This is a genomic window from Mesorhizobium sp. B2-1-3A (genome assembly GCF_006442655.1).
Lineage (GTDB): Bacteria > Pseudomonadota > Alphaproteobacteria > Rhizobiales > Rhizobiaceae > Mesorhizobium.
This window is the reverse complement of the sequence record NZ_VFWK01000002.1, coordinates 562431-586365: the sequence shown is the minus strand read 5'-3', so window position 1 is coordinate 586365 and position 23935 is coordinate 562431. Positions and strand designations below refer to the sequence as shown.

At 64.6% G+C, this 23935-nt stretch carries 20 protein-coding genes; 5 read left to right on the top strand and 15 right to left on the bottom strand.

Annotation, left to right across the window (positions count from 1 at the left end):
- Nucleotides 1-86: 86 nt before the first annotated feature.
- The gene (locus tag FJ977_RS09385; RefSeq protein ID WP_140771373.1) at nt 87-1106 is read right to left on the bottom strand and encodes a LacI family DNA-binding transcriptional regulator; all 1020 of its coding nucleotides are present in this window, start codon (nt 1104-1106) and stop codon (nt 87-89) included.
- A gap of 220 nt (nt 1107-1326) precedes the next feature.
- On the opposite strand from FJ977_RS09385, the gene FJ977_RS09380 reads away from it, so the two are divergent.
- From FJ977_RS09380 to FJ977_RS09370, 3 genes are read left to right on the top strand one after another with little or no spacing between them, the layout of a single operon-like run.
- Nucleotides 1327-2913 (top strand): sugar ABC transporter ATP-binding protein, encoded by a 1587-nt coding sequence (locus tag FJ977_RS09380; RefSeq protein WP_140770699.1) that lies wholly within the window; start codon nt 1327-1329, stop codon nt 2911-2913.
- Nucleotides 2910-4229, top strand: coding sequence for an ABC transporter permease (locus FJ977_RS09375; protein WP_140770697.1), 1320 nt, complete (start codon nt 2910-2912; stop codon nt 4227-4229). Before FJ977_RS09380 ends, FJ977_RS09375 begins: the two co-directional genes overlap by 4 nt.
- Complete coding sequence (locus tag FJ977_RS09370) at nt 4226-5194, top strand: substrate-binding domain-containing protein (RefSeq protein WP_065005441.1); 969 nt, start codon at nt 4226-4228, stop codon at nt 5192-5194. The genes FJ977_RS09375 and FJ977_RS09370 overlap by 4 nt, the downstream gene beginning before the upstream one ends.
- Nucleotides 5195-5469: 275 nt before the next feature.
- On the opposite strand, the gene FJ977_RS09360 is transcribed toward FJ977_RS09370, so the two are convergent.
- From FJ977_RS09360 to FJ977_RS09335, 6 genes are read right to left on the bottom strand one after another with little or no spacing between them, the layout of a single operon-like run.
- Entirely contained in the window at nt 5470-5931 is a 462-nt protein-coding gene (locus FJ977_RS09360) for a MarR family transcriptional regulator (RefSeq protein WP_065005440.1), read from the bottom strand.
- Complete coding sequence (locus tag FJ977_RS09355) at nt 5928-6512, bottom strand: amino acid synthesis family protein (protein WP_140770695.1); 585 nt, start codon at nt 6510-6512, stop codon at nt 5928-5930. The genes FJ977_RS09360 and FJ977_RS09355 overlap by 4 nt, the downstream gene beginning before the upstream one ends.
- Nucleotides 6505-7389 (bottom strand): UPF0280 family protein, encoded by an 885-nt coding sequence (locus FJ977_RS09350; protein ID WP_140770693.1) that lies wholly within the window; start codon nt 7387-7389, stop codon nt 6505-6507. The genes FJ977_RS09355 and FJ977_RS09350 overlap by 8 nt, the downstream gene beginning before the upstream one ends.
- Complete coding sequence (locus FJ977_RS09345; RefSeq protein WP_140770691.1) at nt 7389-8930, bottom strand: 6-hydroxynicotinate reductase; 1542 nt, start codon at nt 8928-8930, stop codon at nt 7389-7391. Before FJ977_RS09345 ends, FJ977_RS09350 begins: the two co-directional genes overlap by 1 nt.
- Complete coding sequence (locus tag FJ977_RS09340; RefSeq protein WP_140770688.1) at nt 8927-11761, bottom strand: molybdopterin-dependent oxidoreductase; 2835 nt, start codon at nt 11759-11761, stop codon at nt 8927-8929. The genes FJ977_RS09345 and FJ977_RS09340 overlap by 4 nt, the downstream gene beginning before the upstream one ends.
- A complete protein-coding gene (locus FJ977_RS09335) occupies nt 11758-12618 on the bottom strand; it encodes a xanthine dehydrogenase family protein subunit M (protein WP_140770686.1) in 861 nt (286 codons plus the stop codon). Before FJ977_RS09335 ends, FJ977_RS09340 begins: the two co-directional genes overlap by 4 nt.
- Before the next feature lie 274 nt (nt 12619-12892).
- On the opposite strand from FJ977_RS09335, the gene pncA reads away from it, so the two are divergent.
- The gene (pncA, locus tag FJ977_RS09330; protein WP_140770684.1) at nt 12893-13507 is read left to right on the top strand and encodes a bifunctional nicotinamidase/pyrazinamidase; all 615 of its coding nucleotides are present in this window, start codon (nt 12893-12895) and stop codon (nt 13505-13507) included.
- A gap of 49 nt (nt 13508-13556) precedes the next feature.
- Complete coding sequence (locus FJ977_RS09325; protein ID WP_140770682.1) at nt 13557-14966, top strand: sodium:proton antiporter; 1410 nt, start codon at nt 13557-13559, stop codon at nt 14964-14966.
- On the opposite strand, the gene FJ977_RS09320 is transcribed toward FJ977_RS09325, so the two are convergent.
- The 8 genes from FJ977_RS09320 to gcvA all read right to left on the bottom strand — a co-directional run bounded on the left by FJ977_RS09320 (nt 14967) and on the right by gcvA (nt 23749).
- Nucleotides 14967-15686: an ABC transporter ATP-binding protein gene (locus tag FJ977_RS09320; protein ID WP_140770680.1), complete on the bottom strand. Its 720-nt coding sequence runs from the start codon at nt 15684-15686 to the stop codon at nt 14967-14969.
- Nucleotides 15683-16408 (bottom strand): ABC transporter ATP-binding protein, encoded by a 726-nt coding sequence (locus FJ977_RS09315; RefSeq protein WP_140770677.1) that lies wholly within the window; start codon nt 16406-16408, stop codon nt 15683-15685. Before FJ977_RS09315 ends, FJ977_RS09320 begins: the two co-directional genes overlap by 4 nt.
- Entirely contained in the window at nt 16405-17367 is a 963-nt protein-coding gene (locus FJ977_RS09310) for a branched-chain amino acid ABC transporter permease (protein ID WP_140770675.1), read from the bottom strand. The genes FJ977_RS09315 and FJ977_RS09310 overlap by 4 nt, the downstream gene beginning before the upstream one ends.
- Complete coding sequence (locus FJ977_RS09305; protein ID WP_140770674.1) at nt 17364-18245, bottom strand: branched-chain amino acid ABC transporter permease; 882 nt, start codon at nt 18243-18245, stop codon at nt 17364-17366. The genes FJ977_RS09310 and FJ977_RS09305 overlap by 4 nt, the downstream gene beginning before the upstream one ends.
- A gap of 159 nt (nt 18246-18404) precedes the next feature.
- A complete protein-coding gene (locus FJ977_RS09300; protein WP_140770672.1) occupies nt 18405-19706 on the bottom strand; it encodes an ABC transporter substrate-binding protein in 1302 nt (433 codons plus the stop codon).
- A gap of 152 nt (nt 19707-19858) precedes the next feature.
- Entirely contained in the window at nt 19859-21268 is a 1410-nt protein-coding gene (locus FJ977_RS09295; protein ID WP_181179777.1) for a hypothetical protein, read from the bottom strand.
- Between the two features lie 67 nt (nt 21269-21335).
- Nucleotides 21336-22640, bottom strand: coding sequence for a nicotinate phosphoribosyltransferase (gene pncB / locus FJ977_RS09290; RefSeq protein WP_140770668.1), 1305 nt, complete (start codon nt 22638-22640; stop codon nt 21336-21338).
- Nucleotides 22641-22774: 134 nt separating this feature from the next.
- On the bottom strand, nt 22775-23749 hold the full coding sequence (gcvA, locus tag FJ977_RS09285) for a transcriptional regulator GcvA (protein WP_140770666.1): 975 nt from the start codon (nt 23747-23749) through the stop codon (nt 22775-22777).
- Between the last annotated feature and the right edge of the window lie 186 nt (nt 23750-23935).

The window sequence follows — 23935 nt, the reverse complement described above, 5'->3', positions numbered from 1 at the left end:
GCGGTTTCGGACGACATCATGCTCTATCTTTTTGATTTAGAGGCGGATTCAGATTTCAGGTCGATTCGGCCTGAAATCATCCGGCTCTAGGCACTCACGCTCTGCGCGATTGCTCCGAGCGGCCGGCACGAATTGCGGATCATCAGCCGGCCTTTGAGCACCAGCTTGCGCGGTGGCGCGTCCCGGTTGCCGGCAAGGCGGTCGAGCAGCAGATTGGCCGCCTGTTCGCCGATCGCCTGCACCGGCTGCGCCACCGTGGTCAGTTGCGGCTGGAACACGTCGGACCACGGAAAATCGTCGAAGCAGGCAACCGAAATGTCCTCCGGGCAGGACAGGCCGATGTCGCGGATTGCCTTCATGGTGCCGATCACCATCGGGTTGTTGGCCGAGAAGATCGCGCTTGGCCGATTGTGCAGCGACAGCAGCTGCATGGTCGCGTTGTAGCCGTCGATCTCATGGAAATTGCCGGAGCGAACCAGGTCCTCGGCCACCGGCAGGCCGGCAGCCCGAAGCGCCTCGCTGTATCCGGTCATGCGGTCGTGCATGGGCGAAATATCGGACGTGCCGGTGATGTAGCCGATGCGCCGGTGGCCGAGATTGATCAGGTAGGTGATGGCGTCGAACACGGCGCGCTGGTTGTCGAGCACCACCGCATCGGTATCGACGCCCTCGCAGATGCGGTCCAGCAGTACGACCGGCACATTGGCGTCGTCGACGATCCCCTTGAGGATCGCCCCGTCGCCGACACGCGCCACGATAAGCCCGTCGACCATGCGGTCGAGCAAGAGCCTGATCTGGTCGTCCTGGGTGTTCAGATCCTCGTCCGTACAGCAAAGCATGACGGCATAGCCAGCGCGGTCGAAGGCCTGCTGGATGACCGAGACGACATCGGTGAAGAACGGATTGGTGATGTGCGGCACGGTCAGGCCGATGGTGCGCGTCGTGCCCATTTTCAGGCTGCGGGCGATCGCATTGCGCTTGTAGCCGATGTCGCGGATCGCCTGCTCGATGCGCTGGCTGAGTTCGGGGCTGACGGTCGCCGTGCCGTTGATCAGCGCCGACACGGTGGCGACCGAGACACGTGCCGCTTCCGCCACATGCAGCATGGTCGGCGCCGTCGATTTTCGCTGTCTCGTCCGCTTGGATGCTGCCATTTTCGAAACGTTTCGCCAGTGTGTGTTCGCTATACCTACGGAATATCAAGGTTTTTCGCAAGAATTGAAAAGGGTCAATCCTGCGTTATCAGATAGCGGCTTGACAGTATCGAAACGTTTAGAATAGCGTTTGGATGAGATTGACGAGGACGGAAGGGAGGCCGCCATTGTCATGGAGCACAGAGGTCCCATCGCTCATGGGCATGCTGCGGCGGCGGACCATTCCAATGTCGTCCTGAGCGCCGAGCACATTTCCAAGAGCTTCGGCGGAATCGCCGCCCTGGTCGATGTCGGTTTCGAACTGCGGCGTGGCGAGGTCCATGCCCTGATGGGCGAGAACGGCGCCGGCAAGTCGACGCTGATGAAGATCCTCTCCGGCGTCTATATCGGCTACGAAGGCACGGTCAGCGTCGATGGAGGGCCGGTCAACTTCGCCGGCGTGCGCGACGCCGAAGATGCCGGCATCGCCATCATCCACCAGGAGCTCAACCTGGTGCCGGAACTCAGCGTCGCCGACAACATCTTCCTCGGCCGTGAAAAACTGATCGCCGGGCTGATCGTCGACCGCAAGGCGAGCAGCCGTGCGGCGGCCGCCCTCCTGCAGCGGCTTGGCATCGAACTCGACCCGGAAGCCCGTGTCGGTGCCTTGCGCGTCGGCGAACAGCAGCTGGTCGAAATCGCCAAGGCGCTGTCGATGTCGGCGCGCATCCTGATCATGGACGAGCCGACCTCGGCGCTTTCGCCCGCCGAATGCCAGCGGCTGTTCCGCATCATCCGCCAGCTTGCCGAAAGCGGCGTCGCCATCGTCTACATCTCGCACCGCATCGACGAGGTGATGCATCTGGCCGGCCGCGTCACGGTATTCCGCGACGGGCGCCATGTGCTGACGCGGCCGATGGCCGAGCTTGACGAGAATGCCATCATTTCGGCGATGGTCGGACGGGACCTGCTCGCATCCTCCCAAGACGAGCGGGATCCCGGCGGCCGAACCGTGCTTTCGGTCAGCAATCTGTCGCTGTCGAAGCCCGACCGCCAAGGTTGGCGGCAGGTGATCGACGGCGTCAGCTTCGATCTGGCCGCCGGCGAAATCCTCGGCATAGGCGGCCTTCTGGGCTCGGGCCGCACCGAGATCATGGAAGCGATCTTCGGCTCGGGCGATGGCCGTGCCGGCGGCGAGGTCAAGCTCGACGGCCGGTCCGTGAACATCCGCTCGCCGCGCGACGCCAGGCGGCTGGGCATCGCGCTGGTCACCGAGGACCGCAAGACGCAAGGCCTGCACCTGCAGGCCTCGATCACGGACAATGTCGCACTGCCGCTGGTCGGGTCGCTGGCACGCTTCGGCATCCGCTCGCTGGCCGGCGAGCAGGGGCTGGCGCGGCAGGCGGTCAAGGCACTCGGCATACGCTGCCAGGACATCGATCAGCCCGCCGGCACGCTGTCGGGCGGCAACCAGCAGAAGGTCGTCATCGGCAAGTGGCTGGCGACCAGGCCGCGCGTGCTCTTGCTGGACGAGCCGACGCGCGGCATCGATGTCGGCGCCAAGCGCGAGATCTACGACCTCATCTTCCAGTTGGCGCGCGATGGCCTGGCTATCGCGGTCATCAGCTCCGAGTTGCCGGAATTGCTGCATCTCTCGGATCGCATCCTGGTGATGGCCGACGGCCGCCAGACCGGCATTCTTTCCCGCGACGCGGCAAGCGAAGAGGCCATCATGCGCCTCGCCGCACCGCGCCGGACGCTATCGAGACCAGCCGCATGACTGCCCTGAAGCTCCTGTCCCGGACCAAGCTCTATTGGGGCCTGATCGCCATCTTCCTGATCGGCGTGCTCGGCTCGCCGGTCAGTTCCAAGGGCAACAACATCTTCCTGTCCTACGGCAATCTGCTCGACGTGCTGCGCCAGGTGTCGACCACCGGACTGATCGCCACCGGCATGACGGCGGTGATCATCACCGGCGGCATCGACCTTTCCGTCGGCTCGCTGATGGCCATCTGCTCGGTGGTCTGCGCCATGCTGCTGACGGTGCCAGGTGTAACGCCGGGTGTCGTGCTGGGCGTGCCGACCGTCGCGCTGGTGGCGCTTTGCCTTGGCTTCGTCATCACCCGCTTCATCTTCCTCAACGTGGAAAAATCCCGTGCCGGTCCGGATGCCGCCGCGCGCGACGTGAAGCTGGACAGCGTTCGCGGCCTGGTCACGCCGGCAATCGTCGGCGTGGTGCTGTGTTGCCTGTCGCTATGGTACCTGCTGCCGCAGATCGAGCCCAAATTCGGCGTGCTCGGCGTGCTTTTGGTGGCGCCCTGCGTCGGCCTGCTGTTCGGCGCCATCAACGGCTTCATCATCGTTGCCGGGCGGCTGCAGCCCTTCATCGTCACGCTGGCGATGATGGTGACGGCACTTGGTATCGCCCGGCTCACCGCCGGCCAGAACAATGCGGTGCTGCCGGTCTATACCGGCTCGAACGCCACCGCCGATTTCGAGATGCTGCGCTCGCTGGTGTTCGGCGTCATCCCGATGCCTGGCCTGTTCTTCCTCGGCGCCATCCTGATCTACGGCGCGGTGCTGCGCTTCACCCCGTTCGGCCGCTATGTCTATGCCATCGGCGGCAATGAGGAGGCCGCGCGGCTCTCCGGCATCGCCGCCGGCCGCGTCAAGATCGCGACCTATGCCATCTCCGGCCTGCTCGCCGGCATCGCAGCTGTGCTCTATGTGGCACAGTACCGGCAAGGCAAGCCCGATGCCGGTGCCGGGCTGGAGCTCGACGCCATCGCCGCCGTGGTCATCGGCGGCACCAGCCTGATGGGCGGACGCGGCAGCCTGATCGGCACGTTCTGCGGCGTGCTGATCTTCGGGCTGCTCTCCAACATACTGCAGCTCCACAACATCAATTCGAACCTTCAGCTGGTGCTGAAGGGCATGATCATCATCGGCACCGTGCTCGTGCAGGAGCGCAATGCCGGCGATCTCCTGGCCTATCTGCGCCTGCCCGGCGGGCAACCGGCGCGCAAGGAAACGGCCGCAGCCAAGCGGCCGCCACAAGAGACCCCGTCTCTCAATCTCGGAGGAAACAAGAAATGAAACGACGTGACATGCTGAAGCTTGCCGCACTCGGCGCGGCACTGCTGACCACCACCGCGCTGCTTTCGACCGGCAATGCCTTCGCCCAGGACAAGAAATGGAAGATCGGCTTCTCGCAGGTGACGACCATCGAGCCCTGGCGCGCCCAGTTCAACAAGGACATCATCGCCGAAGCCGCCAAGCATCCCGAGGTCGAGCTGATCATCACCGATGGCGAGGACAAGACCGAGAAGCAGGTCGCCGATGTCGAGAACCTGATCCGCCAGGAGGTCGACGCGCTGCTGGTGTCGCCGAAGGAATCCGCCGGCCTGACCGGCGTCGTGCAGCAGGCCATCGACGCCAAGATCCCGGTCTTCGTGCTCGACCGCAACGTCGACACCAAGGACTACACGCAGTTCGTCGGCGGCGACAACAAGCTGATCGGCCGCGCGGCCGGCGAATATGCCGTCGAACTGCTCGGCGGCAAGGGCAAGGCGGCGGGCAATGTCGTCGAGATCTGGGGCGGCATGGGCACCCAGCCGGCGCATGACCGCCATGACGGCTTCCATGAATTCACCGACAAGGAACCGGGCATCAAGTATCTGCTCGACCAGCAGTCGGGCGACTGGAAGCAGGACCAGGCCTACAATCTGATGGCCAACGCGCTGAAAACCAACGAGAAGATCGATCTCGTTTACGGCCACAACGACCCGATGGCCTACGGCGCCTATCTCGCCGCCAAGGATGTCGGCCGCGAGAAGGACATCAAGTTCATCGGCATTGACGGCCTGCCCAATGAAGGCGTGCAAATGGTGAACAAGGGTGAACTGACGGCGACCTTCACCTATGTCACCCCCGGTGCCGAAGGCCTGCGCCAGGCGATCAAGTTCCTCAACGGCGAGAAGGTCGAAAAGACCATCACGCTGCCCACCGAGAAGATCACCAAGGAAAACGCCGCCAAGGTGCTGAAGGACAACGGACTCTGAGATAGTGGAGCTTGAGGGGTGTCGGTTGGCGCAGCCCCTCATCCGCCTGCCGGCACCTTCTCCCCGTATAGTGACGGGGAGAAGGGAGCTGTGGTGAAGCCGGCGCCCTTCTGCAACGCTGGCGACTGGCGAAGCCGTCGATGACAGCGTCTTTCTCCCCGTCCCTATACGGGGAGAAATGTCCGGCAGGACAATGAGGGGCAGCGCAGACTAACCAATTCTACTCAACTCAATCGCTTCGGTGACCAGCTTCTGCAGGCTGGTAGGGTCCGCACCTACGCCAGCTTCGCCAGCAGCTTTGTGAACGTGGCGATCTCCTTGGCCGAGAGCGGCGCCAGCGTTTCCCTGGTGATTTCGCGGGCCAGCGGGATCAGCCGTTCGATCGCATCGCGACCCTCGGCGGTCAGATTGACCAGCAGCCGTCTTTTGTCGACCTCATGCCTGGACAGCTCTACCAGGCCGCGCGCCTTCAGGCGGTCGATCACGCCCTTCACCGTCGCCGCGTCCATCGCGATCAACGTGCCGAGCTGGTTCTGCGAGGTCTCGCCGACATCGCGCAGCTTGGCCAGCGCCGCGAATTGTGGCGGCGTCAGGTCGCCTATATGCGCGGCGAAGATAGACACATGGCGCTGGTGCGCCTTGCGCAGGATGAAGCCGACCTGTTCCTGGAGGAGGTAGTCATGTTCCTCAGGCTCTTCGGCCTCGACCAGCTTGAGCAGATTGTCCTCGCCGTTCACCGCAATCCGTCCCAGGCCTTGATGTCGTCGGCCGCAAGGCCACCCATGCGGTTGTGGACGCGCGGGCCGCAGGTCATGGCGAGGCAAAACAGGATCTCGTCGGGACGCGGCCCGTCGCTGATGCCGATCTCCATGGCGTCGAAATGGCTGCGCACATAGGCGGCGTTGATGTGGCCGAGCGGTACGTCGAGCTTCGAGCCGAAGGCGCCGACCTTCTTGGCCGACGGCACGATCGCCTTGGCGTCGCCGAGCCGCTCGCGCATGGCGTAGCCGCCCGGCACATGCCAGAGCGCGCCGTGTTCCAGTTCGCCCGCCGTGCCGACGATGGCGCCCTTGCCGTAGCCGTCGATCTGCTTGACGTCTGCGCCGAGTGCCGCGATCAGCCGGTCGCAGAGCAGCAGGCCGAGTGGCTTCAGATCCTCCATCGCGCTCTGCAGGTCCTCGACATAGCGCCCGGCAAACGGGTTCTTGACCACGGCCATGGCCGCTGCACGCCGGCGCGGTACGTCCGCGACCGGTCCGCCCTCGTGAAAGATCTCTTCGCTCAGCACCGCGATATTGCGGATCGGAAACTCAGGCATGGGCAACTTCCTCCCTCGGATTTTTGTTGGGCGCGGAAAGTGCAACCGAGCCACTGATGCGGGCCTCACCGCCAAGAAACAATGCCGATGCGGCAATCAGCCCGCGCCGGCGAAAATCTTCGGCGACGGCAAGGCCATTGTCCAGCGCCTGCGCCACCTCGCCAAATGCCAGCGTGCCGACAGCCTGTGTCACCAGCCGCGCGCCGAGATCGCTGTCGGGCGACAGCTCCTGTGCCGGAATGCGCTTGATGGCGGGATTGCCGGGCAGGTCGACCGCGTTGGCAATGAGCGTCGCCGCCGCATCGGCCTCGGCGCCGGTCCGCGCCAGCACGGTGACGGCGTCGGCGATGCCGAGCGAAAAGGAGCGGCCGCGCCAGCCGCTGGTGGCAACGCCGCGAACGCCATCTTCCGCGCGGATCGTGATCCGGTCGGCCAAACCATTGCCGGTGCCGGCGACCGCCAGACCTATCGAGCGGCCTATGCCGATGTGAAGGGCGCTGTCGCCGCCATTGTTGACATAGGCACGATCGAGCCTACGTCCGGCAAGCAATGCGGCGAGCATTTCGTCGGCTACCGATCCCGCGACGGCGGCCATCGGTGTTATGAAGCATTCCGCCAAGGGCATGACGGCTGCCTCCATGCGGCGCGCCGTCGGGCCGTCAAAGGCGCGCGGCCGCAGGAAAAATGCCGGGAGCCGCAATTCGGGAAGCTCCTTGACCAACTCGATCAGGATCGTCTGGAAGCGCGCGACAGCCTGGGCGTATGCGGCACGACACTCGTCCGCCGAGCCAAAGGCCTCGACGATCAGGTCGATCGGCCCGTGGTTGAGGTGCAGCCGCTTGCCGTCCTGCAGCCAGTGGACTTGCGGGCCGTCCATCATCCGGCTCCGTTCGAGGCGGCACGCCGCAATTGTGCGAGCGGCGGCCATGGATTGTCGGACGGCGCGCCGGTTCCGCGACGTGGATTGAGGTACTCGCCGCCCTTGGCGACGATGTCCTCGACGCTGCGGATTTCGGCCTCGTAGCCGCCGAGCCTGATATAGTCGTCGCGGCGCAAGGTGAATTCGATTGGCGCCACCAGCGCCGGTGTCGGCACATAGCCGAAGGCGCCTTCCGGCACCCGCGTCACGTCGACCATCAGCGTGATGCCGCCGCCCGGCCAGACATAGACCGGCGCGCCGCCGACCGTCACATAGGTCTTCAGGCCTTGCACCGACCGGGTGAGATTGACCGGGTTTTCGGTTACGCCGGCACGCAGCGAACCGCCGGCGCCGCCGATGAACAGCACGGTGCACAGCGCCGGCTCGCAATTGTCCTCGATCAGATTGACCGACTTCCGCAGCCGTTCGGGAAATGGCTTTTCGACGGGCTTCAATTCGTCGTCGAGTTCGTAATAGGCGAACTGCTCGCCTGTGGTCGAAACCATCAGCAGCGACAGGCCGGGCCGCGCGCCCTTCTTGGCGTTCCAGTCGCCGAGGATCGACAGCGGGTCGGAAATCGATGTGCCGCCCCAGCCGAGGCCCGGCTCGGAGACCTTGAAATAGCGGCCCGGCGTCGAGCGGCGGCCGATGATCTTGATCCCCGTGTCCTGCCAGCCCAGCACCTTGCCGGCCTGATGCTCGGAAACGACGCCGGTGATGTGATCGTCGACCACCACCACCTCGTCGACCAGCCCGCGCCATTGCGTGGCGAACATGCCGATCGTCGCCGAGCCGCAGCCGACGCGCATGCGGTGCTCCTGCTTGCCGTCGATGACAGGCGGTTTGCCGGCTTCGACGATGATGGTGGCGCCGCCGTCGATGGTCAGTTCCACCGGCTTGCGATTGCACAGATTGAGCAGCGCATCGCAGGTGGCGCGGCCTTCGGCCTTGGAGCCGCCGGTGAGGTGATGCACGCCGCCCAGCGACAGCATCTGCGAGCCGTACTCGCCTGTTGTGACATGGCCGATCGCCTCGCCCTCCGCCCGAACAACAGCCGTTTCCGGTCCGATATGACGGTCGGTATCGATCTTCACCTTGACGCCGCAATACGAAAAGATGCCTTCGGTGACGACCGTGACGAGATCGACGCCCTCGACCTCCTGGCTGACGATGAACGGCGCCGGCTTGTAGTCGGGATAAGTGGTGCCGGCGCCTATTGCCGTGACGAAGCGGCGCCCGGTGTTGACCAGCTCGCCGTCCCAGGCCTCGCCCTCGGCGACGAAAGGTACGATCGCCGCACCGGTCTCGGCCGCGTGGTCGAGAATGGTCAGCGGGTCCATGCGCACGATCCGGCCCCCGGCATTGCCGTAGCGGTCGCAGGCGCCGGTGCGGCCATCTGCGATGTAGCACATGACCGGACAGGCATCACAGCGGATCTTCTCCGCCACCAGCTTCTCGCCGGGATCATGCGTTTCGAAGCGCTCGGCAAGCTCGCTCATGGGCGTGCCTCCTTTTCGCGGATGCCATCCTTTTCACGAATGCCAGCGCGGATCCGCGTCGGCGTCGCCGGGACCTTGGTGATGAGGACCCCGGTGGCGTGGCGGATGGCGTTGAGGATCGCGGGTGCGGTCGGGATCAGCACATGCTCGCCCAGCCCCTTGGCGCCGAACGGGCCCTCCGGATCGGGAACCTCGACCAGGATGGTCTCGATCGGAGGCACGTCGCCTATGGTCGGGATGAGATAGTCGTGCAAATTCTCCGTGCGGCCGGGGATATATTCTTCCATCAGCGCCATGCCGATGCCTTGCGCGATGCCGCCCTCGATCTGGCCTTCGACCAGCAGCGGGTTGATCGCCTTGCCGACATCGTGCGCGGCGGTGATTTTCAGCAGCTTCACAGTGCCGAGCTTGAGATCGACCTCGAGTTCGGCGATCTGCGCGCCAAAGCCGTACACAGCGTAGGGCTTGCCCTGGCCCTTTGCATCGAGCGGCAGCGTCGGCGGATCGTAGGTCTCCTCGGCGCGAAAGACGAAGCCTTCGGCATCGACGTCGAGCGAGGCGAGATCGATGCGGCGCGCGGCCTCGCCCTCGCGGATGACGATCGCCATACCATCCAACTGGAGGGATGCCTTTTCCGAGACATTGGCAAAGCGCAGGATCTTTTCGCGCAACGCGCGGCCGGCCTTCTCGGCCGCCTTGCCGGTGACGAAAGTCTGGCGCGAGGCCGAAGTCTTGCCGGCATCGGGGCTGATCGCCGTGTCAGCGCTCTTCAGCCGGAATTTCTCCAGCGGCAGGCCGAGCGCGTCGGCGCAGATCTGGGTGATGACGGTGTTGGAGCCCTGGCCGATATCGACGGCGCCCTGGTGCAGGACGACCGTGCCGTCAGCCGCGATGCCGACCCGGATGGTCGATGGATTGGGCAGCGAGGTATTGCCGCAGCCATACCAGCAGGACGCCACGCCGACGCCGCGTTTTTTGTCCGCGTGGGTATGGTTGAACGCATCCGCGTCGGCCGTCGCGCGCGCCCAATGCGGCCGCAGCGCCTCAAGGCACTCGGCGATGCCGACGCCGGACTCCAAACGTTGGCCGGTAACCGTTTCGGAGCCGTTCCGAAGGCAGTTTTTCAAGCGAAAATCGAGGCGGTCGATACCAAGCTTGCCGGCGAGCTCGTCATAGAGCGTCTCCTGCATGATGGTCGCCTGCGGCACGCCGAAGCCGCGGAAGGCGCCGGAAATCGGACCATGCGTATGGATGGCGCGGCCCTCGGCGCGATAATTGGGCGTCGCATAGGGGCCGGAAGCATGCACCGGCACTCGGTTGGCGACGGTCGGGCCCCAGCTCGCATAGGCGCCGGTGTTGAAATCGCCGGCAAAGGTCATGCCGGTGACATGGCCTTCTGCGTCCACCCCGATGGTCGCCTTCATCTCAGCCGGATGGCGCTTGGTGGTCGATGTCATCGATTCGTTGCGGGTGTAGGCCAGCGCCGCCGGCCGTCCGGTTTTCAGCGCCACGAGGCCGATCAGCGGCTGCAGCGATACGTCGAGTTTCGAGCCGAAACCGCCGCCGGTCGCGGTGGGCACGATGCGCACCTTGTCGACGGCAAGGCCAAGTACCTTCGCCGTCTCGTCGCGGTCCATGTAAGGCGCCTGCGTGCAGGCGACGACAACCAGCGTGTCGCCGTCCAGATAAGCATAGCCGGCTTCCGGTTCGATATAGGCGTGCTCGACATAGGAAGTTTCGATGGCGCCGCTCACGGTGACGGCGGCATTTGCAAGCGCCGCCTCAGGGTCGCCGCGCTCGACAAGGCCCGTGGTCAGAAGGTTGGCCGGGCGGTTGTCATGGATCCGTGCCGCGCCTCCGGCCTGCGCTTCGCAAGGTTGCAGGAAATGCGGCAATTCGGTCCAGCGGACCGGGAAATCCGACAGGTCGAGATCGAGGATCGCCTCGCGCTCGCCGGCGACCAGCGCCACCGCCTCGCCGCGAAGCCGCGCAAATCCTTCGGCCAGTGCCGGCTGATCGGCGAACGGGCCGATCGCACCGAAGCAGTTCTTTCCCGGAATGTCGGCCGCGGTGAAGACACCGGCGATGCCGGGGTGTCTCTTCGCCCAACCATCGAGGTCGCCGAAGGCAAAGCTGGCGTGATAATGCGGCGAGCGGACCACCAGAACGGCGAGCGCATCGGCCGGGAAGGAATCGCCGCCGAATTTCTCAGCCCCGGTCACCTTCGGCACGCCATCGAGCCTCACAGGGGACGCGCCGATGGCATGCCCGGACTGAGGCAGACGGAAATCCAGGCTCGCTGTCTGGAGGGGCGCCTCCATCACCGCCGCGATGATCTTCCGGTAGCCGGTGCAACGGCACAGAATGCCGCCCAGCGCATCCTGCACCTCGGTCTCGGTCGGCCTGGGTGTCGTGTCCAGGAGCGCTGTCGCCGCGACCAGCAGCGCCGGCGTGCAGATGCCGCATTGCGCCGCGCCATGGGTGAGAAACGAGGCCTGCAGTGCCGAGAGCCGGCCATTGGCAAGTCCCTCGACTGTTGTCACTGCCGCCCCGGATACGGAAGCCGCCGGCATCAGGCAGGCGCAGACGGGAGCACCGTCGACCAGCACCGTGCAGGCGCCGCAATCGCCGGCATCGCAGCCGACCTTGGTACCAGTGAGCCGCAATTCGTCACGCAGCACCTGGGACAGCCGGCGCAGCGGCGGCACATTGACCAGGACAGCGTCGCCATTGACCGTGAAGGCAATGTCGGCGCGTTCAGGGCCGAGGCCGGGCGTGCCTACGCCCAGACCGGGCAGGGCTTCAGTCACTTCAGGCAGAAGGTGGTTCATGCCGCCACCATGTGATCGTTCATTAGGCCGGCGGCCGTCAGCACGGCGCGGGCGACAATCTCGCGCACAGCGTCGAGCCGGTATTCCGCGCTGCCGCGCACGTCGGCGATCGGCGACAGTTCTGTGATCGGTGCGGACTGGACCGCATCGGCGAGCCGGTGATCCGCAGGCAATCCGAGCAGCGCCGCCTCGACGCCGGCAAGGCGCCTGGCGACGGCCGAGCACGACCCGACGGCGATGGCCGCTTCGGTCACTGTGCCGTTCTCGACGACCAGACGCGCCGCCACCATCGCTATGGAAATGACGAGATAGCGCCGCGCGCCGAGCTTGACGAAAGCCGACGTGCCCGTTGCAGCGGGCTTCGGCACGCGGATGGCGCTGACCATTTCCCCTGCTCGCAAGGCTGTTCGGCGGTTGCCGAGAATGAAATCCGGCAAGGGCAGGTAGCGCGTCACTGTTGCCGAACGCAGTTCGACTTCGGCATCAAGCACGAGCAGGCCCGGCACGCCATCGGCGGCCGGCGAGGCGTTGCAGAGATTGCCCGCGACCGAGGCGACGTTCTGGATTTGCGGCGAGCCGACCTCGCGCGCGGCCTGTTTCAGCGCATCGAAGGCAGGGGGCAAGGGATGGCGGATGATGTCGGTCCATGTCGTGCGCGCACCGATGACAAAGTGGTCATCCGTCTCGGCGATGCCGCGCAGCGCGGTGAGGCCATTGATGTCGAGGACATTGTCGCGGAACGGCTTCGTGCCTTGTGCCGGATAGAAATCCGTACCGCCGGCGAGGATGCGCCAGGCGCCCTCGCCAAGCAGCGCGAGCGCCTCATCGACCGTGGTGGGTTTCGCGTAACGGATCACGCTTTGCCTTCCCAGAGAGTGGGCCTTCCCCGAATTTGGCCCTCCCAAGGATTTTCCCCTGGGATGATGTTGCCGGTTTCGAACCGGAAATTCATTCGTATGCAAATGATATCAAGCCAGCGGAAATTGTCAAAGCCAGAGTTTGGGGTGTCGTAGCTGCCGGGCCGCATGCAACGAGATTGTTACGCCTCCGGAGGTTGACGCGGCCGGCCATCTGGTCAAGTTTCTGCCTCCGGTCGCAACAGCGGCATCGAGACAGAGGAAAGGAAGCCGCATGGCCGACGAAGCGCTTGTTGTCATCGACCTGCAGAACGACTTTTGCCCGGGCGGCGCGTTGGCCGTGACCGGCGGCGACGAGATCGTGCCGCTGGTCAACGATATGATCCGGCGGACCGACCATGTCGTGCTGACGCAGGACTGGCACCCCGCCGGCCATTCAAGCTTTGCCTCCAGCCATCCGGGCGCGCAGCCCTTCACCATGATCGAGATGCCCTATGGCCAGCAGACTTTGTGGCCGGATCATTGCATCCAGGGCAGCCTCGGCTCGGATTTCCATTCCGGCCTTGCCTGGACCAAGGCCGAGCTCGTCATCCGCAAGGGATTTCGCCCAGCGATCGACAGCTATTCGGCGTTCTTCGAGAATGACCACACGACGCCGACCGGCCTCGGGGGCTACCTCAGGGAACGCGGCATCGACAGTTTGACCCTGGTCGGCCTGGCGACCGATTTCTGTGTCGGCTTTTCGGCGCTGGATGCCGTCAGCCAGGGTTTCAAAACCACCGTCCGGCTCGATGCCTGCCGTGGCATCGACCTCAACGGCTCGCTTGATGCCATGCTGCGGCGTATGCGCGATGCCGGCGTGACGCTTGAAGACCATTTGTCGGACTGAACGGACGGTGGGGCATCAGGGGGGCCTTTCGCGGATCACCGCGGGCGCAATGACGGGTGCCGCCATCGCCGTCGCCATGCTGTTCCCGGAAGCGGCCTTGGCGGCCGAGGAACACGCATTGCCCGGCGCCTCGATGTCGCTGTGGTGGGCACTTCCCTTTGCTGGCCTGCTGCTGTCGATCGCGACCGGCCCGCTGCTGTTCCACCATATCTGGGAGCACCACTACGGCAAGATAGCGGCGCTTTGGGCCGCATTTGTCGTCGTACCTTTGGCGCTTGCCTTCGGGCTGCCTTCGGTGACCGAGGCGGTGCTGCACGCGCTGCTTACCGAATACATGTCCTTCATCATCCTGCTGTTTGCGCTGTTCACCATTTCGGGCGGCATCCTGGTCGCCGGCAACATCCACGGCACGCCGCTGGTCAATGCCGGGCTGCTGCTGGTCGGCGCGCTGCTCGCCTCGGTCATCGGCACGACGGGCGCCTCGATGATCCTGATCCGGCCGATCATCCGCGCCAACGACGCCAGGCCGTTCAATGCCCATGTCGTCGTCTTCTTCATCTTCCTGGTGTCCAATATCGGCGGCTCGCTGACGCCGCTCGGCGACCCGCCGCTGTTCGTCGGCTTCCTGCGTGGCGTCGACTTCTTCTGGACGACCACGAACCTCTATCGGGAAACGCTGTTCGTTGGCGGCCTGGTGCTGGCGGCGTTCCTGGCGATCGACGTCATCCTGCATCGGCGCGAGGCAGGCGCGCCGAAGATCAAGGACCCGACACCGGATTCCAGGATACGCATTCGCGGCCTGCCAAACATTCCTTTGCTGGCCGGGGTCATTGGCGCCATCCTGCTGTCGGCGACATGGAAGCCTGGTGTCACCTTCTCCATTCAGGGCGTGACGCTGGAGCTGCAGAACCTGGTACGCGACGCCGTCATCCTGGCGCTCGCCTTTGTCTCGTTGGCTGTTTCGCGCAAGGAATACCGCGAGGCGAATGGCTTCAACTGGGGACCGATCGCGGAAGTGGCAAAATTGTTTGCCGGCATCTTCATCTGCATCGTGCCGGTCATCGCCATTTTGAGAGCCGGCCATGAGGGAGCGCTGGCGCAGCTGGTCGCGCTCGTCACCTCGGCGCAAGGCACGCCCAACGACCTCGCCTATTTCTGGCTGACCGGAGCGCTGTCGTCCTTCCTCGACAATGCGCCGACCTACCTGGTGTTCTTCGAGCTTGCCGGCGGCGATCCACGCCACCTGATGACCGAATTCGCCTCGACATTGGCGGCGATCTCGGCGGGTGCGGTGTTCATGGGCGCCAACACCTATATCGGCAATGCGCCCAACTTCATGGTCTATGCCATCGCCCGGCAGCGCGGCGTCGAGATGCCCGGCTTCTTCGGCTACATGCTGTGGTCCGGTCTGGTGCTGATCCCGATTTTCTTGATCGCGGGCTTTGTGTTTTTCGGCTGATCAACCAACGCCGACATAGCGCCTGACCGCCGAAGGGTCGGCGCGCAGCTCCTCGACATCGACCGTCTCGCGGTTGCGGCCATTCTCGATGAACGAGACGCGGTCGGCGACCGACAGCACCGCCTCGACGCGCTGCTCGACCAGGATGGTCGAGACGCCCATGTCGCGCAGCTTTGACACCGTCTCGCGGATCTTGGCGATCATCGACGGCATCAGCCCTTCCGTCGGCTCGTCGAGCAAGAGCACCTGCGGTTCGAGGCAGAGCGCGCGCGCCATCGCCAGCATCTGCTGCTCACCGCCCGACAAGGTGCCCGAACGTTGCCGCAGCCTCTGGCGCAGCAGCGGGAAGAGGTCGAGCACGGTTTCGCGCACGGCCTTGCCCTTGCCGCGTGCCATCAGGCCGATCTCGATGTTTTCCGCCACCGTCATCTCGGCGAACAGCCGCCTGCCCTGCGGTACATAGGCGACGCCTGCCTTCGGCACTTCATGCGCCGGCAGGCCGGTCAATTCCTGGCCGGCGAGCTTGATCGAGCCGGCGCTCGAAGGAACCAGGCCCATGATCGCCTTCAGCGTCGTCGTCTTGCCGGCGCCGTTGCGGCCGAACAGGCACAGCACCTCGCCCTTGTTCAGCACGAGGTCGAGGCCGTAGAGCACCTGGACCTCGCCGTAGAAGCAGTCCAGTCCCGCGATCCGCAACGCTTCCGCCTTGCCCGCAGTCATCGGGCGGTCCCCAGATAGGCTTCCTGCACCGCCGTGTTCTCGCGGATGGCCTCGGGGGTGCCTTCCGCCAGGATACTGCCGGCATTGAAGACAGTGATGCGGTGGGCCAACTGCATGACCACGGGCATGTTATGCTCGATCAGAAGCACGGTGGCGTCCCTGGCGATCTCGCGCACCAAGGCGATGAAATTGTCGATCTCGCTGTCGGCCAGCCCTTGTGTCGGCTCGTCGAGGATCAGCAGGCGAGGCTTCAGCGCCAGGCCCATCGCCACCTCCAGCAGGCGTTGGTGGCCGTAGGACAACTGCCCGGCCGGCATATCGGCACGGTCGGCGAGGCCCGTGCGTTCGAGCGCCGACATGACGCCTGCCTTGATCGCGCCTGCCGACCGGCGATCGCTCAGTGTGAGTTGCACCGGCAACGCGACATTGGCGTAGGCGCTGAGATTGGCGAAGACGCTGGTGATCTGGAAGGTGTAAGCGATGCCCCGGCGCACTCTGGCATAGGCGGGCAGGCCGGTAATGTCGTCGCCGTCGAATATGATCGCTCCCGAAGACGGCTGGATGCGGCCGCTGACCAGGCTGACGAAGGTCGTCTTGCCGGCTCCGTTGGGGCCTATGACGGCGCGAATCTCGCCTGGCATCAAGGTGAAATCGACGTTGTCCACGGCGCGCAGGCCGCCGAAATGGCGCGACAGGCCCCTGGTGCTCAAAAGAGGTGTCATGGCAGCCACCTTAGCCAGCGTTGGCGGATGGTGCCAAGAATGCCCTTTGGGAAAAACAAAACCAGCAGGATCAGCGCGATACCGACGATCAGCAGATAGGCCGATGTGTAGCCGCTGGTGACGTCGATGACATAGTACATGAAGACCGTGCCGATGAGCGGTCCGAGCGTTGTGGCCGCGCCGCCGAGCAGGACCCAGAGCAGCGGCAGGATCGAATATTGCACCGAGGCGAAGCTCGATCCGACATAGCCGAACAGCAGCGCGTAGGCAGCCCCCGACGCCGCGCAGATGGTGCCGGAGATGACGACGGCGGCAAGCTTGTTGGAGAAGGTGTCGTAGCCCAGCATCTTGGTGCGTTCTTCGTTCTCGCGGATGGCGACCAGCACACGGCCATATCGGGAGCGGACGATGGCAAGCGTGATCAGCAGTACGATCGAGAACAGCGCCAGTGCACTCATGTAGCGCACGGTCGGATTGGTGAGGTCGAGCGAGGTCACGCCGAAATCGAGGACGCGTGCCGGCTGCGGCACGACCTGGCCCTGATCGCCTCCGGTCCACGTCGCGAAGTAGAGGATGAGGAGATAAAACACCTGCGCGAACATCATGGTGACGATCATGAAGGCGACGCCCGTGGTGCGCAGTGCCAGGAGGCCGATCATCAGCGCCAGCACCGCGCCGCAGGCAATCCCGCTGAGGAAGGCCAGCGGCACGCCCCAGCCGAGCTGGATGATGGCAAGGCCGGCACCGTAAAGCCCGGCGCCGAAGAACATGGCATGGCCGAGGCTGAGCAGGCCGACATAGCCGAACAGCATGTTGTAGCCCATGGCGAACACCGCCAGCACCATGATGCGGGCGAGAAGGCCATGATAGTACTCAGGCAGCACGAAGCTCAGCACGAAGAGCAGGGCGATGACGCCGAGATGCAGCGCATAGGCCTTTGCCGGCGAAGCTTCGCTCATCGCGATGCCGTTCCGAACAGGCCTTGCGGGCGGAACACCAGCACCATGGCGACCAGCAGCGTGGCGATGATCTTGGCCAGGGTCGGCGAGAAGAACATCGAGATGATGCCATCGGACAGGCCGATCAGCACGGCGGCGACCACGGTGCCGCGCAGCGAGCCGAGGCCGCCGATGATGACGACGATGAAGGAGAGCAGCAGCGGGTCCTGTCCCATCAGATAATGGGCTTGGCTGATAGGTACGATCAGCACCGCGGCGATCGCCGCCAGCATGGCGCCGAGCGCGAAGACGCCGCCATAGACACGGCCGACCGGGATGCCGAAGGCCTGCGCCGTCTCGCTGTCATACTGCGTGGCGCGCATGATGAGGCCGATTTTGGTGCGTGTCAGCACCAGCCATGTGGCGATCAGGAGAAGCGCGGAAGCTGCGATGATCGACAGTTTGTAGCCGGAGTAGCCGAACCACGGCAAAAGGATGCGGTAGCTGAACGGCGGCTCCACCGGCCGCGCCTCCGGGCCATAGAAGGTCAGCGCCAGCTGCTGGATGATGTAGAGCATGCCGATGGTGGCGACGATGGTGGCTTCCGGATTGTAGTTGAGCCGGCGCAGCACCAGCCGCTCGGCGACCAGCGCGATGGCGCCGACGATCAGCGGCGCTATCACCAACGCCGCCAGGAAACCCAACGCCGGATGGCCCGATATCGCCGTCGAGATCGCCCAGGCAAGCACCGCGCCCAGCATGAAGAACTCGCCATGCGCGACATTGACCACCCGCATCACGCCGAACACCAGCGACAGCCCAAGCGCGGTCAGCGCCAGCACGGCGGAGGTGACGAGGCCTTCGAGGGCGGCAAGGAGGAGATGGGGTCCGAAGTGCATTCAGGGGCGCCCTTACCCTCCCCCTCGTGGGCAGGGTGACCGCGAAGCGGTCGGGTGGGGGGTGGGGCATGGGCCGTCGCAGCCCCCACCCCGTCTCACAGGCTTCGCAAAATGCGAAGCCTGTTCGCCGACCCTCCCCACAAGGGGGAGGGTGAGGCGTCAAAGCGCCTGCGTGGTGTAATCTCCCTCGGCCTCGTAGAGCCCGTCCTCGATCTTGGTCTTGTGCACCACCTTCAGCTTGCCGCCTTCGACCTTGGAGATGTTCTGGATACCAAAACACTGGTGGATCTTGCCGTTGAAGGTTTTCGGCCCCTGCGGATGCTCCGGGCCTTCGGCGAAGGCGGTCAGCGCCTCGGTTGCCTCGACCAGCTTGGCGCGGTCTTCCGGACCCTTGTAGCCGGCATCCTCCATCGCCTTCTTGACGACGTAGAGCGTTTCCCAGCAGCCGAACATGTGCGCGGCGGTGGAGACGTCCTTGGGGTCGCCGACGGCGGCGCCATTGTCGTCGATGCCTACGGCGGCGCGATAGGCTTTCTGCGCCTCGGTATCATCGGCCTGGGCATAACGCGGCGAACCTTCCCAGAAATGGCTGCCGTCGAGGAATTCCAGCCCCGGGCTGTTGATGTCGACGGCCTCGAGCGAATCGATGAAGCCGAACAGCTGCGGCCGGTTGGAGCCGTAGAACTCGCCGAGTTCCTTGACGAAGGTGAGCACCGCGGGACCGACCATCACGTGGTAGATCACCTCGGTCTCGGCCGGGATCTGCGGAAAATACTTGGTGAAGGAGGATTCCGTCGGCGGGATGGCGATCTGCGCAATGACCTCGGCGCCTTGCGCCTTCAGCGCCGGCGGCAGGTAGTCGCGATGATCGTAGCCGAAAGCGAAATCGGGGAAGATCTGCGTCACCTTCTTGCCGGCATTGGCCGCGATCCATGGCGCCATCGACTGGATCTGGCTTTTCACGTCGGTGATGCCGGGCTGGAAGACGTAGCGGTTGAGCTTGGTCGAGGCGACGTGGTGGCCTTCGCTGACGACGAAATAAGGAATCTTGGCCTCACCGGCGGCCGGCGCCGAGCCGATGACGACATGCGAAAACAGTGTGCCGAAAACGATGTCGGTCTTGTGCTGGGTGGCGAACTTCCCAACCACCTCGGCGCCGCGGCCGGGATCGGTGCCGTCATCCTCGATGATGACCTCGACCTGACGGCCATTGATGCCGCCGGCGGCGTTGATCGCCTTGACCGCGGCGGCGGTGGTCTTCTCGTACCAGCGGCCATAGGCGGCACCGATGCCGGTCCGGTGCGACTGGAAGCCGATTTTGATCGGCGCCGAACTCTGCGCCTGGGAATAGCGGACGAAGCCGGGCGCCATGGCGAGGCCGGCGCCCGCTGCAAGGCCCTTCAGCGCCGTGCGGCGGGTGAGACCGGTTTTCGGGAGGTTGAAGGTCTTGCTCTTGTCCATATGCCGTTCCCCTTGTTCAGCGTTAGGAGCGCAAAGTCCGCTCATGTCCGGAAGTCGAAAAATTGCATGTGTACAAACTAAATCACCAAAGTCCGGACACGGCAATGCTGGTTCCCTAAGGGAATCCCGGTTTATTTTCCAGCGCAAATGCCTCAGCCGACCGTCGGCGTGGCGAGCAGCCAGAGGCCGAAGACCGTGTAGGCGATCATCAGCAGGGTGAGCGGAAACTGGCTGAGCGCGGCGCGGGCGGGTTGCGGATGCAGGCGCCAGGCGAAACCGTGGGCGACGAGGACGGCGAGCACATGGCCAAGGATGATGGCACCGGCCTGGATGTTCCACAGCCACCAGGCGGACGCCGCGCCGGCGACGATGCCGGCCTCGACCTGCATGTCGGCGGTGCCGAACAGGTTCCAACCCAGCGCGAACGGGTCGGACAGGGCGGCCAGCGCGTACTGGCCGTCGACCAGCAGCGCCGTCAGATAGTGCGCGACATGGTAGGCGAGCGCGATCGGCACGATCGACCAGACCAGCAGCCCGGCTGCCTGGGCGAGCGGCGGTCCGCTGCCGGCAAGACGTTGGCCGAGCACAACGGCCAAAAGGAACACCGCCGCCAGCAGGACGAATGTCAGAACGAGCCCGAGACTGCCGCTGCCGATCACCGCCGTGCGGCCTGGGAATTCGAGCGGATTGATGCCGAAGAGGCCAAGCCAGAAGAAGGTTTTTGACAGGCCGTCGAAGGACACGGACGACAGGGCCAGCAGCAGGAAGGCGATGCCGCTGGGTGGTAACGGCTCCGCCGCCAGCAGCTTGGCGCCTGGCCAGCACAGCGCAAGCCGGCCCTTCTCGTCGCGTTCGACAGGCGCGAAGCGCGCCACCATGGAGAAGAAGATAGTCAGGAACTCACCGCTGCGGCTCCAGCCGCGATAGCCGAACATCAGCATGGCAAGGAAGGTGAGCAGCCAATAAAAGCCGGCGACAAGGGCAAGCCGTGCAGGGTCGTCAGGCGCCGGATCGATGAGCTCGAACCAGGCAAAGGCGAAGAACAGGATGACGGCCGGCCAGCAGCCGATCCATCGGGGAAGGCGCCGCAGCCCCTCATCGCTTGCGCCGCGCAGGCGTGAGGCGAGGCGCCACGGTCCATACCAAGGGTTGAGCCATGACCAGAGGTCGCCGAAAGCGCCTTGCAGCAGCGTGAGGCCTGCCCACAACAGCGTCCAGATCACCAGCGGCAGTGGATTGGAGAGCGGGTCGCGGCTGCCGAAAAGGCCGGCGGCGACGAGGATTGAAAAGCCGGCAAACGATATCAGGCTGAGGGAAGTGCGGGCGCTATCGCCGAAGGTGAAAAGCGGCAGCCGCCGGCGCCAGAAACGATCGATGGAAGCCGCCGGCAGCAGCGCCAGCACGAGGAAGCTGACGGCCACGGCGAACGCGCCGCCGACGAGGTAATAGCCGGTCGGCAGGAGCAGGACGTGGCCTCGGTCGGAGGCATGGGCGAAGGCGGGAGTGGGGAGGAGGGCTAGCAGGGCGATGGCGAAAGCCAATCCTTGAAGACGGCGCTCCACGGCGAAGGAACTCAGCCTATCCAACTTTGCGGCCTCGTATGGCGATGCCTCAAGCAGCGCTCGCCCCTCACACCTTGACCAGTTGCTCCACGCGGTCCTTCTCGCCGAAAATCCTGAGATACCGCTGGATCTCCTTCTCGTCGCCGGTCGCCTTGGCCGGGTTGTCGGAAAGCTTCACCGCCGGCCGGCCATTGGCCTCGGTGACCTTGCAGACCAGCGATATGGCGTCCAGGCTGTTGGTTTCCGTCGGCGCGCAGCCCTCGAAATCATTGGTGAGGTTGGTGCCCCAGCCGAAGGACATGCGCACCTTGCCCTTGAAGTGGCGGTAGGTCTCCTCGATGGTTTCCACCTCCAGGCCGTCGGAGAAGATCAGCAGTTTCTGCTTGGGGTCCTTGCCCTTCTCGCGCCACCAGGACAGGATTTTTTCGCCGCCTTCGATCGGTGGGGCGCTGTCGGGGCGAAAGCCGGTCCAGTCGGCCACCCAGTCCGGCGCGTCGCGCAGGAAGGAGGCGGTGCCGAAAGCGTCGGGCAGCACGATCAGCAGATTGCCGCCATAGTAGCGCTGCCAGTCCTGCAGCACCTTGTAGGGAGCCTGTTTCAGCTCCTTCTCCGAATTGGCAAGCGCTGCGAACACCATCGGCAGTTCGTGTGCGTTGGTGCCGAGCGCTTCGAGGTCGTTGTCCATCGCAAGCAGCACGTTGGAGGTGCCGGTGAAGGCCTCGCCGATACCTTCCTTGAGCGCCTCGACACACCAGCGCTGCCACAGGAAGGAATGCCGCCGGCGCGTGCCGAAGTCGGAAATGCGGATGCCGGGCAGTGCCTTCAGGCGCTCGGTCTTGGCCCACATCTTGGCCTTGGCGCGGGCATAGAGCACATCGAGGGCGAAGGGTCCGAAGGCCCGCATCGCCGCGCGGGACCGCAGCTCGTTGATGATGGCGAGCGCCGGGATTTCCCACAGCGTGGTATACATCCATGGCCCGCTGAAGGAGAGCTCATACTGTCCATTGCGCCTGGACAGTTCGTAGTCGGGCAGCCGGAACCCTTCCAGCCAGGCGAGGAATTCCGGCTCGAAGATCTGCTTGCGGCCATAGAAATTGTTGCCGCCCAGCCAGATCATCTCCTTCTTGGAGAACCGCAAGGTGCGGGCATGGTCGAGTTGTTCGCGCAGTTCGCCTTCATCGATATCGTCGGCCAGCCGCACCGAAGTGGTGCGATTGATCAGCGAGAAGGTGGCCTCGACCTTGGGGTACATGCCCCAGATCATCTGCAGCATCAGAAGCTTGTAGAAATCCGTGTCGAGCAGACTGCGCACGATGGGATCGAGCTTCCAGGTGTGGTTGTAGACGCGCCGCGCAATATCGGTCTTAGCCATGTTTCAACGCCGCCTTCGCTACCTGCAATCCAACCGCGACAGGCCTCATAGCATCGAATTGACCAAAACGCTGCTTGCTTTCAGGCTGGCCCGACAAAAAGAACGGCCTGCATGCGGCCGTGCACGGTCTGCCGTCAGCCTGCGGATTTGCCGCCGATCACCTTGAGTGCCGGGCGTTTGCGGCGGGTGACGAGGCGGCCGGCGACAGGAGCATCGGCGCGGCCGTCATCCCCGGCCTTCTCGGCGAACAGCCAGTCGATGAACACCTGCACGATCGGCGCCGTGCGCATTTCATTGCGGCAGACGATGTAGAATTCATCGACCGCCGGCACCGACAGGCTGAACGGCGCGATCAGCATGCCCCTGGCCAGCAGCGCGCTTGCCGTCACGGAATCGCCCAGCGCCACGCCATGGCCGTGCACCGCGGCCTCGGTCGCCATGCGGGCATCGCCAAGATGATGGCGGCGGCCGCGCTCGAGGTCCAGCGCGTCGGCGGCCGCCAGCCAGGTGTGCCATTCGCGGCCGTCGTCGCCATGCAGGAAGACGTGATCGGCGAGATCCCTGACGCTGCGGATCGGGCGGTTGTTGATCAAGGTCGGGCTCACCACGGGAAACAGTTCCAGCCCCGACCATTTGCGCATCCAGCAATCGGCCCAGCTGCCATTGCCATAGTGGACGCAGACATCGATATGCGGCGCCCTTATATCCCTGGGGTCGTTGGAGGGAATGAGCGTCAGCTGGATGTCGGGATATTGCGCGGTGAAGCTGCCAAGCCTCGGCGTCATCCACAAAAGCAGCAATGCCGGCACGCAGGACACCGAAAGCGCGCCGCTGCTGGCCGGGCGCGTCAGCCGCTGCGTGGCGGCGGCGATGCCGTCGAAGGCGGTCGATACAGCCGGCAAAAGTTCGGCGCCATGCGGCGTCAGCTTGACCCGCTGGCCGACACGCTCGAACAGCTTGACCCCGAGCGACTGCTCCAGCGCCTTGATCTGGTGGCTGATGGCGCCATGCGTGACATTCAGCTCACTTGCCGCCTTGGTCAGCGAGCCATGGCGCGCCGTCGCCTCGAAGGCGCGCAGCGGGTTCAGGGGCGGCAGGCGTTTGGCCATAGGGGACTCGGCAGTTTGTGAGATTTTCTCACAGAAAACACCCTAACAATATCAATTGATTTTTCAAGGCGGCTGCCGGACACTTCAGTCCTGAACAACTTCAAGACGTGAAATCTGCAGGCAGCCAGCGGGACAAGCGACCCGGCCGGACGACGGTCAATTCGCCTGAGATCACCATTGGTCAAG